14 protein-coding genes are annotated in these 18359 nt (G+C 71.3%); 3 read left to right on the forward strand and 11 right to left on the reverse strand.

The window, feature by feature from the left end:
• Window positions 1–94: 94 nt before the first annotated feature.
• The 10 genes from folB to Q7A36_RS15180 all read right to left on the reverse strand — a co-directional run bounded on the left by folB (window position 95) and on the right by Q7A36_RS15180 (window position 9264).
• A complete protein-coding gene (folB, locus tag Q7A36_RS15135) occupies window positions 95–490 on the reverse strand; it encodes a dihydroneopterin aldolase (protein ID WP_305104552.1) in 396 nt (131 codons plus the stop codon).
• Window positions 487–1269, reverse strand: coding sequence for an SDR family oxidoreductase (locus tag Q7A36_RS15140; RefSeq protein ID WP_305104553.1), 783 nt, complete (start codon window positions 1267–1269; stop codon window positions 487–489). Before Q7A36_RS15140 ends, folB begins: the two co-directional genes overlap by 4 nt.
• Before the next feature lie 74 nt (window positions 1270–1343).
• Entirely contained in the window at window positions 1344–1559 is a 216-nt protein-coding gene (locus tag Q7A36_RS15145) for a hypothetical protein (protein ID WP_305104554.1), read from the reverse strand.
• Window positions 1560–1609: 50 nt separating this feature from the next.
• The gene (locus Q7A36_RS15150; protein ID WP_305104555.1) at window positions 1610–2407 is read right to left on the reverse strand and encodes an ABC transporter ATP-binding protein; all 798 of its coding nucleotides are present in this window, start codon (window positions 2405–2407) and stop codon (window positions 1610–1612) included.
• A complete protein-coding gene (locus Q7A36_RS15155) occupies window positions 2404–3177 on the reverse strand; it encodes an ABC transporter permease (RefSeq protein ID WP_305104556.1) in 774 nt (257 codons plus the stop codon). Before Q7A36_RS15155 ends, Q7A36_RS15150 begins: the two co-directional genes overlap by 4 nt.
• Before the next feature lie 10 nt (window positions 3178–3187).
• Window positions 3188–4675 (reverse strand): P-loop ATPase, Sll1717 family, encoded by a 1488-nt coding sequence (locus Q7A36_RS15160; protein WP_305104557.1) that lies wholly within the window; start codon window positions 4673–4675, stop codon window positions 3188–3190.
• 13 nt (window positions 4676–4688) lie between these two features.
• A complete protein-coding gene (locus Q7A36_RS15165) occupies window positions 4689–5639 on the reverse strand; it encodes an ABC transporter substrate-binding protein (RefSeq protein WP_305104558.1) in 951 nt (316 codons plus the stop codon).
• Between the two features lie 164 nt (window positions 5640–5803).
• A complete protein-coding gene (locus tag Q7A36_RS15170; RefSeq protein WP_305104559.1) occupies window positions 5804–6337 on the reverse strand; it encodes an SRPBCC family protein in 534 nt (177 codons plus the stop codon).
• A 143-nt stretch (window positions 6338–6480) separates the two neighbouring features.
• Complete coding sequence (gene uvrB / locus Q7A36_RS15175) at window positions 6481–8727, reverse strand: excinuclease ABC subunit UvrB (RefSeq protein ID WP_305104560.1); 2247 nt, start codon at window positions 8725–8727, stop codon at window positions 6481–6483.
• A gap of 63 nt (window positions 8728–8790) precedes the next feature.
• Window positions 8791–9264, reverse strand: a complete 474-nt coding sequence (locus Q7A36_RS15180; protein ID WP_305104561.1) for a hypothetical protein — start codon at window positions 9262–9264, stop codon at window positions 8791–8793.
• A gap of 130 nt (window positions 9265–9394) precedes the next feature.
• On the opposite strand from Q7A36_RS15180, the gene Q7A36_RS15185 reads away from it, so the two are divergent.
• The 3 genes from Q7A36_RS15185 (at window position 9395) to Q7A36_RS15195 (ending at window position 17198) form a co-directional block, all read left to right on the forward strand.
• Window positions 9395–10615 (forward strand): TIGR03862 family flavoprotein, encoded by a 1221-nt coding sequence (locus Q7A36_RS15185; RefSeq protein ID WP_305104562.1) that lies wholly within the window; start codon window positions 9395–9397, stop codon window positions 10613–10615.
• Between the two features lie 53 nt (window positions 10616–10668).
• Window positions 10669–11697, forward strand: a complete 1029-nt coding sequence (locus Q7A36_RS15190; protein ID WP_305104563.1) for a fumarylacetoacetate hydrolase family protein — start codon at window positions 10669–10671, stop codon at window positions 11695–11697.
• A gap of 404 nt (window positions 11698–12101) precedes the next feature.
• A complete protein-coding gene (locus Q7A36_RS15195) occupies window positions 12102–17198 on the forward strand; it encodes a PAS domain S-box protein (RefSeq protein ID WP_305104564.1) in 5097 nt (1698 codons plus the stop codon).
• A 21-nt stretch (window positions 17199–17219) separates the two neighbouring features.
• Here the strand turns inward: Q7A36_RS15195 and proB are convergent, their stop codons facing one another.
• The gene (gene proB / locus Q7A36_RS15200; RefSeq protein ID WP_305104565.1) at window positions 17220–18338 is read right to left on the reverse strand and encodes a glutamate 5-kinase; all 1119 of its coding nucleotides are present in this window, start codon (window positions 18336–18338) and stop codon (window positions 17220–17222) included.
• Between the last annotated feature and the right edge of the window lie 21 nt (window positions 18339–18359).

Genomic DNA, 18359 nt, shown 5'->3' on the forward strand with positions numbered 1-18359 from the left:
GGATTCGGAATAGGTCAACTGTAACATTGTCTCGCGCCTGATGTCGTTGATCTTGTTTTCGCGAGCGCGGTGGACAGTTTTCACGTGGGAAGCATCAACCGCCGCGCATGCGCTCCACCACCACCCCGACCGAGGCGGCGTCGGGGAAGGCATCCGGCTTCTCCACCATGACGCGGGCGCGCTGCACGCGGGGGTCGGCGAGGGCGGCGGCGGCGATCCGCTCGGCCAGGGTCTCGACCAGCAGGGTATGGCCGGCGGCGACGACGGCCCGCGCCGCCTTCACGACGGCGGCATAGTCCACCACCCGCCCGAAATCATCCACCCCGACCGAGGCGGGGGCGGCATCGTCCTCCACCGCCAGCTCGATCCCGATGACGACGCGCTGCGGCGCCGCCTTCTCGTGCGGGTGGATGCCGAGCCGGGCCTGCAGCGTCAGGCCACGGACGAAGACCAGCCTGAGCCGCCGCCCGGCATCCGGGGCGAAGCTCACTCCTCCGTCTCCGCGGCCGGCGCGGCGGGCGACCATTGCAGGTGCTGCCCGCCGTCGAGGGCGATCATCTGCCCGGTCATGGCCGGCAGGGCGAGGATGGCGATGGCCGCGCGGCCCACCTCCTCCGGGCTGGTGCCGTGGCGAAGCGGCACGCTGGCGGCCTGGCGGTCGAACTGTGCCTGGCTCTGCCGCGGGCTGGGCAGGGCGGGGCCGGGGCCGATGCCGTTGACCCGGATGCGCGGCGCCAGCGCCAGCGCCATGGACTGGGTCAGCGCCCAGAGCCCGGCCTTGGAGAGGGAGTAGGAGACGAAATGCGGCGTGAGCGACCAGACCCGCTGGTCCAGCATGTTGATGACCGCGCCCTCGGCCCCCGGCGGCAGGGCACGGGCGAAGGCCTGCATGAGGAGGAAGGGCGCGCGCAGGTTCGGCTCGAGATGCGCGTCCCAGCTTGCCCGGGTCGCGTCCTGCCACTCGTCGCGCTCGAAGGTGCTGGCATTGTTGACCAGCACGCCGATCGGGCCGAGGGCGGCCGCGGCGGCGGGCAGCAGCGACTCGGCCTCCGGCTCCTGCGCCAGGTCGGCCTGCAGCGTGGCGGCGCGGCGGCCGAGGGCGCGGATCGCCGCCGCCGTCTCCGCCGCCGCATCGCCGCTGCCGGCATAGTGGATGGCGACATCGAAGCCGGCCTCGGCCAAAGCGAGGGCGATGGCGCGGCCGAGGCGCTTCGCGCCGCCGGTGACCAGCGCGGCGCGGGGGATCGAGGGGGGGATGGGAAGGCTCATGCGCCGCATCTCTGTAGCAGCCGCGGCGGCGCAAGGGGAGCGGGGGGCGGCGCATGCCACCCCCGCGCGGAATGTCAGCGGGTGATGGCGCCGATGGCCGCGCCGCCGGCGCCGCCGAGGAGGGCGCCGGTCAGCGCCGAGCCGCCGGTGAGGGCGCCGAGCGCGGCGCCGCCGGCCGCGCCGATCGCACCGCCCGAGAGGGCGCGCTGCTGGCCGCGGCTCATCCCCTCGCAGCCCGCGAGCGAGAGCAGGAGGAGCGCGGCGGCGGCGAGGCGGGTGGTGACGGTCATGGGCAAACTCCCTTCCGATGGCACAAGCATCGGCGGGGTTTGCCGCGGGATCATGAACCGATCGTGGCGGCGGCGCGGCGCACTTCGTCCCGGATCTCGGCCATCAGCCGCGCCTTCAGGGCGGCGAAGTCGGGCGTGGTCTTCACCGTCCATTCCCGGGGATAGGGGAGGGGCACCGGGACCTCCGCCTTGATCCGGCCGGGGCGGGCGGACATGACGAGGACGCGGTTGGCGAGGAACACCGCCTCGTCGATGTCGTGGGTGACGAAGAGGACGGTCTTGCGGTCCTGCTGCCAGATCTCGAGCAGCAATTCCTGCATCAGCTCCCGCGTCTGGTGGTCGAGGGCGCCGAAGGGCTCGTCGAGCAGCAGGATCTCGGGGTCATTGGCCAATGCGCGGGCGAGGGCGCAGCGCTGCTGCATGCCGCCCGAGAGCTGGCGCGGCCAGTGCTGCTCGAAGCCGCGGAGGCCCACGCGCTCGATGAACCGGGCGGCGATGGCGCGCTGCTCGGCCTCCGGCAGGCCGCGTTCCTCGAGGCCGTAGCGGATGTTCCGCTCCACCGTCAGCCAGGGGAAGAGGGTGTAGGACTGGAAGACCATGCCGCGGTCGGGGCCGGGGCCGGCGATGGGGCGGCCGTCGAGGGAGACGCTGCCGGCGCTCGGCGCATCCAGCCCGGCGACGATGCGCAGCAGCGTGGACTTGCCGCAGCCGGAGGGGCCGAGGATGGCGACGAACTCGCCCGGCGCGACGGCGATGTCGGTGGGCTGCAGGGCCAGCGTCGGCGGCGTGCGGCCACGCGCGGGGAAGGTGCGGGTGACGCCCGCGATGCGGAGGGTCTTCGCGCTCACAGCGCGGCCCAGGGAAACAGCGTGCGGTTCAACGCCTTGACCGCGAAATCGGTGACGAGGCCGATTACGCCGATCACCACGATGCCGAAGATCATCTGCCCGGTGTCGAGCAGCCGCTGGCTGTCCATGATCATGTGGCCGATGCCGCTGCTCGCGCCGATCAGCTCGGCGACGATCACATAGGTCCAGGCCCAGCCGAGCACGAGGCGCAGCGTCTCCGCCACCTGCGGCGCCGCCGCCGGGATCACCACGCGCCGGAGAATCGAGAGGGGCCGGGAGCCGAGGGTATAGGCCGCCTCCACCAGGTCCAGGCGCGTGCTGCCCGCCGTCACCGCGACCATGATGACGAGCTGGAAGACGCTGCCGATGAAGATCACCGCCAGCTTCTGCGCCTCGCCCACCCCGGCCCAGAGGATCAGCAGCGGGATGAAGGCGGAGGCCGGCAGGTAGCGGGCGAAGGAGAAGAAGGGCTCGAAGAAGGCTTCCACGGGCTTGAAGGCGCCCATCAGCAGGCCGAGGGGGACGGCGATGGCGGCGGCGATCAGGAAGCCGCCGACGACGCGGAAGACCGTGACGGCGATATCCCCGAGAAAACCGAACTCGGTCAGCAGCGCCCAGCCGGCGGCCAGCGTCTTCCCCGGCGATGCCAGGAAGAGCGCCGGCACATGGCCGCCATAGGTGAGCCAGGCCCAGAGGCCGAGGAAGGCGGCGAAGAAGCCGGCGCCGAGGGCAATCCGGGCGCCGGGCGGAACCGGCTTCAGCGGGTGCACGGGGTCTCGCCTAACTGGCAGTGGTCCACATCTTCACCCCAAGAGTTTCCTGCAGGCCAGGATGTGTTCTAAAAGACTGGGCGTGCTCATTAAACAAAACATTGGTGGATCTATAATTCCAGACATACTCAGCTCCGCCTTGACCTCTCCCTCCCGGACGATAATAGCCGATTATAGAAAAATCGAAAAGAGACTTCAGAATATCAATAGGTCTCATGGTATCTGAAACTAGATCTTTACGCTCGTCGCATGCAGCCAGAAATCGGTCGCGGCTGAAGCCGAGGCTGCCGATATGCCGAAGTAGCTCCATGTACTTCTCATAATTGGGCACATTTCGTGGGAGTTCATCATCCAACTCACTGCGCAGCCAATGTGAATAGCTCTCGCGGGCATGATGCAGGTCCTGATTTGAGAATTTTGCGCCCCTCTCTGCTTCACTTTCTTTGTAAGCTTCAAGTATTTTGTTACAAAACATAATCATGTCGCGTGGCCTAAGAAACGTGCGATCCGCAATATAAGCAAGCTTCTCTTGTTTACCGGGCATCTTCTTTGTGTCATCAAAGACATCTGCCCAAGCACCTTGGATTGGTATATTTAAAGTTTTTGCAAAACGCCTCTCCATAAGACGCTTCAGGCTTGCAGAATCCCACCGAATCGAAACAGAACTCTCGGTGGTAACTTTATTTTTGTCTTCGAAGCGGAGGCGTCCGTATATGTCGTCTCTAAGAAAGAGGACAGCGGTTGCCGCCTTACCAGCGTCGTGCAGGGCGCGGTTGATCCGACGCGCTGTTTGAATAAGGCCCATTAGTCTGTGCTCATAGTCGTCAGCATTCAAGCTAGACCCAATGTCTAATCCATCGAAGCATATATAAATGTTCTTGCTGCTCGGAACTACATTGACTATCTTGCCGAGAACGTTTTTATTAATATCCGCGAACAAGACTGGTAGATGTGCAATTGGCACACGCTCTCCGGATACCTTTCCTTGAAGCAGTTTCCAGTTAATACCGAGCTCGCCTCTAATCTTGAGTTCGTAGCTTGGCGAAAATACTTGAGTGAGTTCAGGATTCGTGCTGCCGTAAGTATCCTCAATAAACTGCTGAATCTGGCGCCAGCTTTCTGGCGCGGCTCCGGTGAGACATGTTAAATCTGCATGCTCAAGCAGAAGCTTCGCAAGAGCAAGGTAGATTAGATATTCCCAGCTTCGGAGGTAGCACTGTTCAGCAGGAACCCCTTCTTCCTTTTGTTTGCCATGGAAATGCCACGGGTAATCGTCAAAATTTAGACCTATGGTGAGAATATCGCTGCTTGTTTGGTCGGTGATCTTGCGGAAGATCGCCGACTTTCCGCTTCCTTTACGCCCAAGAATAAGAAATTTTGAATGCGCGCGCGCATCGAGATATGCGCGATGGTCTTCAAACGCCTCTTTGAGAAGGGTGTCCGTTTCAGCTGCGACACCGCCAAACGATGGCACGAAGTCTAGAGGGTAAACCGTCATTTTTTGCTCTTTTCTAAGCGACGAAGCGCGTGTCCAGCAGCTTCGAGAGATCGACGTCCTGCCGCACCACGCCCGTCTCCCGCTGCACGGCATGCGCCTTCTGCTGGAAGGCGGGCAGACCGTTGGCGACGTAGTCCTTGTTGGTCGGCGCATCGAGCCATTCGATGAAGGCGGCGCTGGCCTTGAACTGCTCGGCCGTCTGGTTCACCCGCTTGCCCATGATCTCGAAGCTCTTGTCGGGCTGCGCCTTGATCATCTCGACGGCGTCGAACCAGGACTTCACCACGCGCCGCACGGCATCGGGATTCGCCTGGATGAAGCCTGGCTGGAAGGCGAGGGTATCCACGATGCAGGGATAATCGAGCGTCGTCGACAGGATCCTGCCCTTGTCGGCGCCCATGCCGCGGACCTGCGAGAGGTAGGGCTCATAGGTCGCGCAGGCGTCGAACTGGCCGGCGACGAAGGCCTGCGCCGCGGGCTGCGGCGCCAGCGTCGCGGTCTGGACATCCTTCACCGACAGCCCGTTCTCGCGGAACATGTAGGCCATCAGGAAATAGGGCGAGGTGCCCGGGCCATCCACCGCGATGGTCTTGCCCTTGAGGTCGGCGAAGCTGCCGATATTCGGCCGCGCGCCGATGCCATCCCCGCCATGCGAGCGGTCGAGCACCAGCACCTGCACCAGCGGGATGGTGCTGGCCCAGAGGATCATGGTGTCGACCGTCGTCACCACGCAGTTCAGCGCGCCGGAGGCCAGCGCCAGGTTGCGCTCCCGCTGCGGGACGAACTTGGTCTCCACCTCGACCCCGTTCGCCCGGAAGAGGCCCGCCTGTTCGGCCAGCGTCAGCGGCGCGAAGCCGGTCCAGCCGGACATGCCGATGGTGACCTTCGGCAGGCCCTGGGCGCGAAGGATGGCGGGCGCGGCAAGCAGGCCGGCGGCGCCGGCGGCAAGGCTGCGGCGGAACATGGGCGGTGGAATCTCCCGGAGGCAGTGCCGGGAGCCTATCGAAGAGGGGGGCGGGCGCAAGGGGGGCTGTTGCGGCGCAGCATGGCCGGGCCGATACCCGCCCGGCCAGGAGCCGGGCGATCGCCCGGCTCCTGGCGGCGGAAGGACCGGCGGGCGCCGCCCGCTCAGATATCCGGGTTCAGCGTCGCGCTGCTGCCGAAGGGGCGGCTGTCCGGCAGGTCGTCGGCGCTGCGGGTGGTGTCCTTCTCGGCCGCACTCACCGCCGTGCCCTCGCAGCAGGCCTTGATGGCGGCGAGCGTGCGCTCCACCGCGAGGCGCATGCCGTGGTCGACATTGCCGTGCTCGCGCTGCATCCGCTCCGCGACCTCGGGCTTCGGGGTGAGCTGGAGGCGCATCTCCACCGCCGCGCCGCCGGAGGCCTCCGTCACCTGCAGCGTGCCGCCATAGTCCTTCAGGCTGTGCGAGCCCCAGCGCATGCGGCGGCCCTCCGGCTCGGCCTTCAGCCAGCCTTCGTCGCGGTAGGTGCGGTCCTCCGCCTTGCCCTCGATCGCCACGTCGTCGTGGTCGTCATGATGCCCCTGCGGCCCGACATGCGAGACGGTGGGCAGATAGCGCGGCATGTTCCGCAGGTCGGCGAGGAAGGCGAAGACCTCAGCCGGGGGCCGGGCGATCTGGATGCGGCCGGTATACTCGCCCATGGGGCGTCTCCTCTCGGTTCGCGGCGCGAACGCGGCGGCGGGGCGGGGCGTTCCCGCAGCCGGCCGGAGCGGGAGCGGCCGCGCCGCAGGCGCCTTCGGCGGCGTCGGGCGCCCGTGGTCAGGGCGCCTCCCGATGGAAAGGGTCAGCGCCCCCTGCCGCCGGCGGCGCGGCGGCCGCCGCGGCGCTTCTCCGGATCGTAGCCGCCGCCGCCGGGTCCCAGCGGCTTCGGCTTCCAGTCGCCCTTCGCCTTGGCCGCCCCTCGTCCGCCCGGGGCGCGGGACGAAGCGCCGGCCGGCGCGCGCGGCGCCGCCTCCTGCAGGGAGCGCCCGGCGAGGTTCGGCTCGAGGCCGAGGTCGAGCGCCTCGAGCCGCTTGATCTCGTCGCGCAGGCGTGCCGCCTCCTCGAACTCCAGGTCCGCCGCCGCGGCGCGCATGCGCTTCTCGAGCTCGGCGATGGAGGCGCGGAGGTCCTTGCCGACGAACTGCGCCGTCGCGTCGCCCTCGACGGCCTCGACCGTCACGTAGTCCTGCTCGTAGACGGACTGCATGACGTCGGCGATCTGCCGCTTGATGGTCTGCGGCGTGATGCCGTGCTCGGCATTCCAGGCCATCTGCTTGCTGCGGCGGCGCTCGGTCTCCTCCAGCGCACGACGCAGGCTGTCGGTCATGCGGTCGGCATAGAGGATGACCCGCCCCTCGGCATTGCGGGCGGCGCGGCCGATGGTCTGGATCAGGGAGGTGGTGCTGCGGAGGAAACCCTCCTTGTCGGCATCCAGGATGGCGACCAGCACGCATTCCGGGATGTCGAGGCCCTCCCGCAGCAGGTTGATGCCGACCAGCACGTCGAAGGCGCCGCGGCGGAGGTCGCGGATGATCTCGATCCGCTCCAGCGTGTCCACGTCGGAATGCAGGTACCGCACCTTGATGCCGGCTTCCGTCATGTACTCCGTCAGGTCCTCCGCCATCCGCTTGGTCAGCGTGGTGACGAGGACGCGGCCGCCCTTCTTCACGGCCTCACGGCACTCGGCCAGCAGGTCGTCCACCTGGCCCTCAACGGGGCGGATATCGGTGACGGGATCGACCAGGCCGGTCGGGCGGATGACCTGCTCGGCGAAGACGCCGCCGCTCTTCTCCATCTCCCAGGGCCCGGGCGTCGCGCTGACGAAGACGGTGTTCGGGCGGTAGGCCTCCCACTCCTCGAATTTCAGCGGCCGGTTGTCCATGCACGAGGGCAGGCGGAAGCCGAACTCGTTCAGCACGCTCTTCCGCGCGAAGTCGCCCCGGTACATGCCGCCGAGCTGGCCGACGGTGACATGGCTCTCGTCCACGATCAGCAGGGCATTCTCGGGGAGGTACTCGAAGAGCGTCGGCGGCGGCTCGCCCGGGCCGCGGCCGGAGAGGTAGCGCGAGTAGTTCTCGATCCCCTTGCAGGAGCCGGTGGTCTCCAGCATCTCGATGTCGAACTGGGTGCGCTGGCCAAGCCGCTGCGCCTCCAGCAGCTTGCCCTCCGCCTCCAGCTCGGCCAGGCGCTGCTTCAGCTCCTGCTTGATCTGCACGATCGCCTGGTTGAGCGTCGGCCGCGGCGTGACGTAGTGGCTGTTCGCGTAGATGGAGACGCGCTCCATCTCCGCCGTCACCTCGCCAGTCAGTGGGTCGAACTCCCGGATGCCGTCCACCTCGTCGCCGAAGAGGGAGATGCGCCAGGCGCGGTCCTCAAGGTGGGAGGGCCAGATATCCACCGTCTCGCCGCGGATGCGGAAGGTGCCGCGGGCGAAGAAGCTGTCGTTGCGGCGGTACTGCTGCTCGACCAGGCCTTTCACGAGGACGTCGCGCTCGATCCGGCCGCCGACCTCGAGCTTCACCACCATGCGGCTATAGGTCTCGACCGAGCCGATGCCGTAGATGCAGCTCACCGAGGCCACAATCACCACGTCGTTGCGCTCGAGCAGCGCCTGCGTCGCGGAGTGGCGCATGCGGTCGATCTGCTCGTTGATCTGCGCGTCCTTCTCTATGTAGGTGTCGGTGCGCGGGACATAAGCCTCGGGCTGGTAGTAGTCGTAGTAGGAGACGAAGTACTCCACCGCGTTCTCGGGGAAGAAGCTCTTCATTTCGCCGTACAACTGGGCGGCCAATGTCTTGTTGGGCGCGAGGATCAGGGTCGGGCGCTGCACCGCCTCGATCACCTTGGCCATGGTGAAGGTCTTGCCGGAGCCGGTGACGCCGAGCAGCACCTGGTCCCGCTCATTCGCCTGCAGGCCGGAGACCAGCTCGCGGATCGCCTGCGGCTGGTCGCCATTCGGCTCGAAAGGGGAGACGACCTTCAGCACCCGCTCGGGCGGCGGGGCCGGGCGCTTCTGCGGGAAGAAGAGGACGGGGGCGATCTGGTTCATCGTACCCCCTATCTTGGGCCGGGCGGCGCCGGAGTCGAGACGTGACGCCGCCCGGGGAGAGGCTTACCGCCGGCCGCTGCGCAGCATGCTGGTGATCAGCCAGGTCGCCGCCACGGCGACGCCGATCGCCAGCAACGGGCGGGAGCGGGTGACGTCCCGCAACTGATCGGCCATGTCATAGGCCATCTCCCGCCCGTCCCGGGCATAGGAGCCGGCGCTGCGGGCATAGGACCGCGCCGTGCCGGCGGCGTCCGAGGCCGCGGGGACGATCCGCCGCTCCACCAGGTCCTCGAGCTGCGACCAGAGCCGCGACAATTCGCCGCGCGCATCCTCGCCGCGGTCGCGCAGGCGGCCGGCGGTGCGGCGGCCATAGTCCTCGGCATCGTCGCGCGCATCGCGCAGCCGGCTGCCGGCGCGCCGGCCGTAATCCTCGGCGCTGTCGCGGGCGTCGCGCAGGCTGTCGCCGGCGCGGCGGCTGTAGTCCTCGGCGGCGTCGCGCGCGCTGGATCGCCAGCCGGACAGGAAACCATCGGCCATGAGGAACCTCCGTCCCAATCGGTTGCGCGCCCTGAACGGCCAGCGGCGGCGAGGGTTCTCCGCAACGGCTACAACCCTGCGCTGCGCGCGGGGACATGCGCCGCGATCGCATCCGGCCTAAGAGCCGGCCATGACGCCGCTGGACGAAAGCCCCGAACTCGTGGTCATCGGCGCCGGGCCGGCCGGGCTGATGACGGCGGAGGCCGCGGCGGCCGGCGGCGCGCGGGTCACGGTGCTGGACCGCATGCCCTCCCCGGCGCGCAAGCTGCTGATCGCCGGCCGCGGCGGGCTGAACCTGACGCATTCCGAGCCGCCGGAGGCCTTCCTCGGCCGCTACGGCGCGGCGCGGGACCGCCTCGCCCCCTTCATCGAGGCCTTCCCGCCCGCCGCCCTCACCGCCTGGGCGGAGGGGCTGGGCCAGCCGGTCTTCACCGGCACATCCGGCCGGGTCTTCCCGCGGGCCATGAAGGCCTCGCCCCTGCTGCGGGCCTGGCTGGCGCGGCTGGCGGGGCAGGGCGTCGCGCTGCGGCCAAGGCACCGCTGGACGGGGTGGGAGGAGGGGGCGCTCGCCTTCGAAGGGCCGGAAGGGCCGCTGCGGCTGCGGCCGGCGGCGGCGGTGCTGGCGCTCGGCGGCGCCTCCTGGCCGCGGCTGGGCTCGGACGGCGCCTGGGCCGGGCTGCTGGAGGGGGTGGCGCCGCTGGTCCCGGCCAATTGCGGCTTCCGCATCGCCTGGTCGGACCGCTTCCGCGCCCGCTTCGAGGGCACGCCGCTGAAGCGCATCGCCCTCGCCTTCGCGGAGCGGAGGGTGCGCGGGGAGGCGGTGGTGACCGCCGCCGGCATCGAGGGAGGGGCGGTCTATGCCCTCTCGGGCCCGCTGCGCGACGCCATCGCGGCGGAGGGGCCGGCGACCCTGCTGCTGGACCTGCGGCCGGACGTGCCGGAGGCGGCGCTGGCCGCGCGGCTGGACGGGCCGCGCGGCGGGCAGTCGCTGGCGAACCACCTCCGCCGCGCCGGGCTGGCGCCGGTCGCGATCGGGCTGGTGCAGGAGGCGCTGCATGCCGGCGCCGCCGCGCCGCTCTCCCACCTGGTCAAGGCGCTGCCGCTCAGGCTCGAGGCGCCGATGGGCCTCGACCGCGCCATCTCCTCGGCCGGCGGGCTGCGCTGGGCGGAGGTGGACGAGCGCCTGATGCTCCGCCGCCGCCCCGGCACCTTCGCCTGCGGCGAGATGCTGGACTGGGAGGCGCCGACCGGCGGCTACCTGCTGCAGGCCTGCTTCGCCACCGGCGTGGCGGCGGGGCGGGCGGCGCTGGCCTGGGCGCGGAACCGGGCGCGGAACCACTCCCCCGCCTGAACCCAGGCATGCGAGGCTTCCCCGCCCTGCAGAGACAGGGGGGAGGAGAGCGCATGTCCCAGAACCGTCGCCGCTTCCTGCAGGCCTCCGGCCTGGCCGGCGCCGCCGGCATCCTGCCCGCCGCCGCCGAGGCCGCGCCGCCGCGCCCCGCGCCGGGCGCGCCGCAACCCATGCCACGCGGCCTCAGCTTCTGCACGCTGCGCGGCGGCGGCCCCACGGGCGGGTCGGCGCCGACGCTCGGCATCCGCACGCGCCGCGGCGTGCTGGACGTGAAGCGGGCCGAGGCGCAGTTCCGCACCGGCGCGCCGGTGCTGATCGACGACGTGCTGCATGGCCGCGGCAACCTCGCCGCCCTGCCGGTGCTGGTGGAGCGGGCGGTCGGCGATCCCGGCGCCGCGCGGTTCTTCATCGCGGAGGCGGAGGCGCCCTTCGGCCCCTGCGTCACCGACCCCGAGAAGATCATCTGCGTCGGGCTGAACTACCGTGCCCATGCCGCGGAGGCGCAGCAGCCGGCGCCCGAGGTGCCGATCCTCTTCAACAAGTTCACCTCGGCGCTCAACCACCACCGCGGCACGATCAACGTCTCGGAGGAGAATGCCAGGGCCTTCGACTACGAGGCGGAGCTGGTGGTCGTGCTCGGCCGCGCGGCGCGCAACGTGCCGGAGGACCAGGCGCTCGACTATGTCTTCGGCTATTGCTGCGGCCACGATTTCTCGGCGCGCGACCTGCAAATGCGGACCAGCCAGTGGATGCTCGGCAAGGCCGGCGACGGCTGGGGGCCCGTCGGGCCCTGGCTGGTCACGGCGGACCAGGTGGATCCGGCCTCGCTGACGATCGAGTGCCTGGTGAACGGCGAGGTGCGGCAGAGCTCGAACACATCGATGCTGATCCACGACTGCCGCCGGCTGGTCAGCTATTGCAGCCGGTACATGACGCTGCGGCCGGGCGACATCATCTTCACCGGCACGCCGGAGGGCGTCATCGCCGGCTACCCCGCGGAGAAGCGCGTCTGGCTGAAGCCGGGCGACCGGGTGGTGACTCGCATCGAGAAGCTGGGCGAGCTGGAATTCGGCCTCACCTGAGGCGCGGGCCGGGGGCCGGCCGATCCGTCGGGGCGTCCCCGGCCGGGCGCGACCCTCCCCCGCCCGCCGCCCCGTCAGCCGTCCGGGGTCCGGCAGGGGCACCGGACCCTGCCGCGCCCGAGTCGGTAGATTTGTGCAGAAATGCAACGGGTGTGGCCGCGAGGAACCCTCGATGTAGCGCGCCGATCCCTCGGGCCTCCTTCGCTGCAGCGGCGATCCGGGCCCGGCCTGCGGTCCCGACATGTTGCGTGCTACACTTACGGCTTCTTTCCGGGACAATGAATCGCCACTTGATTTCCAGGATCGATTCCTAAACAGATTTCATGTTCTCTCCCATTCGTGAACTCTTTCACGGCAACCGGAAGCGGCGTAACCCTGAGGGTATTCAGGAGACCAGGACGGCCATGACCATCGAGCCGGGCGTCGACGCCGGCCGCCGCGCCGCGATGGCGGCGCCCGCACGCGTTGCTGCAGCGCTGCGGCCCGTGCCAACCCTGCGCCACCGTCTCCTGCTCTTCGCGCTCGCCGTCGCCCTGCCCCTGCTGGCCCTGGCGGGCGGCGCGGTCTGGCAGCAGAACCGGGCCGAACGGCTGCGCGCGGAGGAGGCGCTGGTCGCGCGGGCCCATGCCATGGCCCTGCTGCTCGACGGGGAGTTCGCGGCGGCCGAGCGGGTGCTCCGCGCCCTGGCGGGCTCGCCCGCGCTCGCGCGCGGCGACCTGCCGACCTTCTGGGCCGAGATGCGCGCGACCTCCGCTGCCTTCGGCGCCCGCGCCGTCAATCTCATCGGCCCGGATACGCAGATCCTGCTGAGCACGAGCTGGCGACCGGGCGAGCGGCTCGGAGTCCTCCCCACCGGCCCCGCCGCCGAGGTGCTCGCCACCGGGCGCAGCGTGGTCGGCAACCTGTTCGTCAGCCCGAGCGTGGGCGAGTGGTCGGTCGCCGTCGCCGTGCCGCTCGAGGCGCCCCTTGCACCGGGGGGCGCGCCCGCGCGGCACGCGCTCGGCCTCGTGCTGCCGCGCGAGCGGCTGCTCTCGACCCTGACCGAGCAGCGCCTGCCGCCGGGCGCCGTCGCCTCCGCCCTCGATCGGCAGCTCACCATCGTGGCGCGGACCGCCCGCGACCGCGAGATGGTGGCGGCCAGGCCATCCGAGGCGGTGCTGGCCGCGATGCGGCAGCAGGCCGGGATCATCCCGCCGCATCCCACCTTCGAGGGCGTGGTGATGCATGCGGCCTATGCCGTGGCGCCGCAATCCGGCTTCCGGGTCAAGGTGATGGTGCCGGAAGCCGCGATGGAGGCCTCGCTCCGGCAGGCGCTGCTGCCGACGCTGCTGATCGGCACGCTCCTGCTCTCGGCCAGCCTCGCCTGCGGCGCCCTTTTCGCCAATCGCCTGGCCCGGTCGCTGCGGCAGCTCGGCGAGCCCGGCGTGGAGGGCATCGCGCGCGGCACTGCGGTTCGCGAGATCGACGAGCTGGGCGCGCTGCTGGCGCGCCGGGCCGAGGCGCGCGAGCAGGCAGCGGCCGAGGCGCGCGCGCTGTTCGAGGCGAGTCCGGTCGGTGTCGTGCGCTCGGATGCGGGCGGCCGGGTCACGGCGGCCAACGACGCCTTCCTCCGCATCGTCGGCATGACGCGGGAGGACCTCGCCGCCGGGCGCGTCCGCTGGGACGACCTGACGCCGCCCGAATGGATCGGCCGCGACGAGGCGGCGATCGCCGAGGCCGTCCGGCACGGCGCCTGCGCGCCCTACCAGAAGGAATACGTCCGTCCCGACGGCACCCGGGTCCCGGTGCTGATGTTCTTCGCCTTCCACGACCGCGCGGTCGGCGCCGCCTCGGCCTTCGTGGTCGACCTCTCGGGCTGGGAGGCGACCGAGGCGGCGCTGGCCCGGGCGCATGAGCAGATGCGCCTCGCCATGCAGGCGGCGCGCATCTTCTCCTGGGACTGGAACGTGGTCACCGGCGCGGTGCAGTGGTCGCCGGGCCTCGAGGCGGCGCTCGGCATGGCCGAGGGCACCTTCGGCGGCACCGTCGAGTCCTTCCGCGCCCTGGTCCACCCGGACGACCTGCCGCGGGTCGAGGCCGCGCTTCACCGGGCCCTGGCGGAGGATGCGCCCTACGACATCGAGTTCCGCATGCGGCGGGCGGATGGCGGCGAGCGCTGGGTGGTGGCGCGCGGCACCGTGCAGCGCGACGGCACCGGCCGGCCGACCCGGATGATCGGCATCGATTTCGACATCACCGACCGCAAGCAGGCCGAGCTGGCGCTGGCCGAGAGCAAGGCGGCGCTGCGGCGCATCACCGAGGCGGCGCATGTCGCCACCTTCGAGGTGACGGAGCCCGGCGGAGGCGGCGAGGCACGGGTCTCGCCCGGTTTCCGTTCCCTGCACGGCATGCCGCCCGGTGCGCATTGTGACCTTCCCGCCCTGCTGGCCCGCATCCATCCGGAGGACCGCGCGCCGGTCGCGGCGGAGCAACGGCGCCTCGCCGCCGAGGGCGGCCGCTATGACACGGAGTACCGGGTCGTCCTGCCCGATGGCAGCCACCGCTGGCTGCAATCCATGGGCGAGGGCGAGCCGGGACCGGACGGGATGCCCGGCCGCCTGCGCGGCGTCGTCATCGACGTGACCGCGCGCAAGCTGGCCGAACTCCGCGCCCGGCAGGCGCTGGACGAGATCCGCGCCGTCTACGCCACCGCGCCGATCGGCCTCGGGCTCGTCGACCGCGACTACCGCCACCGCAGCCTCAACGCCGCCCTCGCCGCCATCAACGGCCTCCCGGTGGAGGAATGCATCGGGCGCAGCCTGCAGGAACTGGTGCCGGAGCTCTGGCCGGAGCTGGAGCCGGTCTTCCGCGCCGTGCTCGAGCGCGGCGAGTCCTTCGTCGACCGCCCCGTCTCCGGCCGCACGCCGGGGGTGGAAAGCGGGCACTGGCTCGTCTCCTACCATCCGGTGCGGGACGAGGCGGGCGCGGTCCGGGGCGTCAGCATCGCGGTCCGGCCGGTCACGCGCGAGCAGCACGACACCCGGGCGCTGGCCGAGAGCGAGGCGCGGTTCCGCGGCACCTTCGAACAGGCCTCGGTCGGCCTCGCGCATGTCGGCCTCGACGGGCGCTGGCTGCGGGTGAACGGGCGGCTCTGCGAGATCCTCGGCTACGAGGAGGCGGAGCTGTTCGGGCTGAGCTTCCAGGACCTCACGCATCCCGAGGATCTCGGCGCCGACCTGGCGCAGGTGCAGGCGCTGCTCGACGGCAGCCTGCGCAGCTATGCCATGGAGAAGCGCTACCGCCGTCGGGACGGCTCGCTGGTCTGGGCCAACCTCACGGTCTCGCTCTCCCGCGATGCCGCGGGGCGGCCCGAGCACTTCATCAGCGTCGTCGAGGATATCTCCGCCCGCAAGCAGGCCGAGGCGGCGCTGGCCGCGAGCGAGGCGCGGCTGCGGGACCTGCTGGAGACGCTCGACCTCGGCGCCTTCATGGCCCGCGACCTCGACGGCACGATCCGCTTCTGGTCCGGCGGCTGCGAGCGGCTCTACGGCTGGCCGCGGGAGGAGGCGCTCGGCCGCAGCGCGCACGACCTGCTAAGGACCGAGTTCCCCGAGCCGCTCGCCGCGATCGAGACGGCGCTGCGGCGCGACGGCGCCTGGTCGGGCGACCTCAGGCACCGGACGCGGTCGGGCGAGGCGCTGGTCGTCGCCGCGCAGAAGGCGCTGCGGCGCACGCCCGAGGGCGCCACCGTGGTGATGGAGGCGCTGGTCGACGTCACCGCCCAGCGCCGGGCCGAGCAGGCGCTGGCGCGGGCCAATGCCGAGCTCGAGCTGCGCGTCGCCGAGCGCACCCGCGCGCTGAGCGAGGCGGCCGAGGAGCTGCGGGCCGAGCTGCGCCGGCGCGAGGAGACGCACGGCGCCCTGGTGCAGGCGCAGAAGCTGGAGGCGCTCGGCCAGCTCACCGGCAGCGTGGCGCACGACTTCAACAACATCCTCGCCGCCGTCATGGGCAGCCTGCGGCTGATCGCCCGCCGGGCGCGCGACAACCGCGAGATCCTCGACCTCGCCGAGAGCGGGACGCGGGCGGCCGACCGCGCGACGACGCTGATCCGGCAGCTGCTCGCCTTCGCCCGGCGCGAGGAGCTGACGCCCAGCGTGGTGCGGCCGGCCGACATCCTGGCGGAGACGGACCAGATGCTCCGCCGCTCCGTCGGCTCCGGCGTCACGGTCAGCCTGCGCGCCGCCCCGGAGACCTGGCCGGTGCTGACCGACCCGCACCGCCTCGAGGTCGCGCTGCTGAACCTCGCGGTGAATGCGCGCGACGCCATGGATGGCAGCGGCAGCCTGCAGGTCGTGGTGCGCAACGCGGCCGCCGGCGGCGGCGAGGCCCGGCCCGAGGGCCTGCACCCCGCCACCGACTACGTCGTCTTCGCGGTGCGCGACAGCGGCCCCGGCATGCCGCCCGAGGTGCTCGCGCGCGCCTCCGAGCCCTTCTTCACGACCAAGCCGCGCGGCCAGGGCACCGGGCTCGGCCTTGCCATGGTGCATGGCTTCGCGCGGCAGAGCGGCGGCGCGCTGCGGCTGGCCAGTGCGCCGGGCGCGGGCACCCTGGCGGAGATCTGGCTGCCGCGGGCGGCGCGGGAGGCCGCGCCGGTCGCCGCCGCGGCCGAGCCGGACCCGGCGCTGCACGGCGCCGCGACCATCCTGGTGGTGGACGACGACGACCAGGTCCGGCTCGTCACCGCCACCCTGCTGCGCGACTTCGGCTATGCGGTGATCGAGGCGGACAGCGTCGCCTCGGCCATGGTGCAGGCCATGACGGCCGAGCGGCTGGACCTGCTGGTCACCGACATCACCATGCCGGGCGGCCGCGGGCCGGACCTCGCCCTGCGGCTGCGCGCCGCCCATCCCGGCGTGCCGGTGATCTTCGTCAGCGGCTATGGCGACCCGGGCACGCTGGGCAGCGAGATCGTCCTCGCCAAGCCCTTCGCCCCGGGCGAGCTGGCGCGGCTGGTGCTGTCCGCCCTCGGCCGGCTGCCCGCGACACCGCATGAGAGGATGCTCATGCGCCTGAGCCGGCCCGAGCTACGCGAGCTCTACATGACCTGGCGGCAGGCGCGCGAAGCGGCCGGCGGGGAGGGAATGCCGCGGCCGGAGGCGATCGGCATCGAGGCCCGCGCCGGCGCGGCGCATGCCTTTCTGGTCGCCATCGAGCCGGGCGAGGGGGAGCCGGTCTTCCGCTTCGTCCAGGTCGGTGCGGCGCTCGCCCGGCGCACCGGGCGGCCGCTGCCGGGCGAGGTCGCGGGCGACGACCTGGAGGGGGACGAGGTCTTCGGCGGGCTCGGCGCCGCCTATCGCCGCTGCGCCCGGCTGCAGGTGCCCTGCCACGACTATGCCCGGCTGCACTTCGGCGATGGCGGCGCGCCGGTCTTCTTCGAGCGCCTGCTGCTGCCGCTCGCCGCGGATGGCGGCAGCGAGCCCACCCATCTCCTCGGCATGGCCTTCTTCTCCGACCCGGCGTGAGCCGGCGCCGGCCGGGCGGCGTCACATGAGGACGAGGTCGTCCCGGTGCACGATCTCGTCCCGGCCGCGCCAGCCGAGGATCTCCTCGAGCTCCTCGCTGCGGTGGCCGGCGATGCGGCGGGCATCCTCGACGTCATAGGCGGCGAGGCCGCGCGCCACCTCGCGGCCGGCCTCGTCGCGGATGCCGACGGGATCGCCGCGGCGGAAGCTGCCCTCCACCGCCCGGACGCCGGCCGGCAGCAGCGAGGAGCCGCGTGCGAGGGCGCGCGCCGCCCCGGCATCGACGACGAGGCTGCCGAGCGGCGCGAGCGAGCCGGCGATCCAGCGCTTGCGCGCGGTGCGGCCCTCGGGCGCGGGCAGGAACCAGGTGCAGCGGGCGCCGTCGAGGATGGCGCGCAGCGGGTTGTCGCGCTGGCCGATGGCGATCGCCATGGCGCAGCCCGCGCCGGTCGCGATGCGGGCGGCGATCAGCTTGGTGCGCATGCCGCCCGAGGAATAGCCGGGCGGCGGCTCGCCCCCCATGGCCATGATCTCGTCCGTGATGCGCTCGACCACCGGCAGGTGCCGCGCCGCCGGGTCCTTGCGCGGGTCGGCGGTATAGAGCCCGTCGATGTCGGAGAGCAGCACCAGCGCATCGGCGCCGGTCATCTCGGCGACGCGGGCGGCGAGCCGGTCATTGTCGCCGAAGCGGATCTCGGTGGTGGCGACGGTGTCGTTCTCGTTGATCACCGGCACGCAGCCGAGCTCGAGCAGGGTGCCGAGGGTCGCGCGGGCATTGAGGTAGCGGCGGCGGTCCTCGCTGTCCTCGAGCGTCAGCAGGAGCTGCGCGGCGGCGAGGCCATGCGCCGAGAGCGCCTCCTGCCAGGCGCCGGCGAGGCGGATCTGGCCGACCGCGGCGGCGGCCTGCTTCTCCTCGAGCTTGAGGCGCTTGCGCGTCAGGCCGAGGGCGCGGCGGGCGAGGGCGATGGCGCCGGAGGAGACCAGGATCACCTCCGTCCCGCGGGCGCGGAGCGCGGCGACATCGGCGGCGACGCTGGCCAGCCAGGCGGCGCGCGGGGCCGCCGTCTTCTCCTCCACCACCAGGGCGGAACCGATCTTGACGACGATGCGGCGGGCGGCGGCCAGGGAGGGCACCGCCATTCCATCCAGGGACGACATGGC

Origin of the sequence: Paracraurococcus lichenis, assembly GCF_030657435.1 — a bacterium.
GTDB lineage: Bacteria > Pseudomonadota > Alphaproteobacteria > Acetobacterales > Acetobacteraceae > Paracraurococcus > Paracraurococcus lichenis.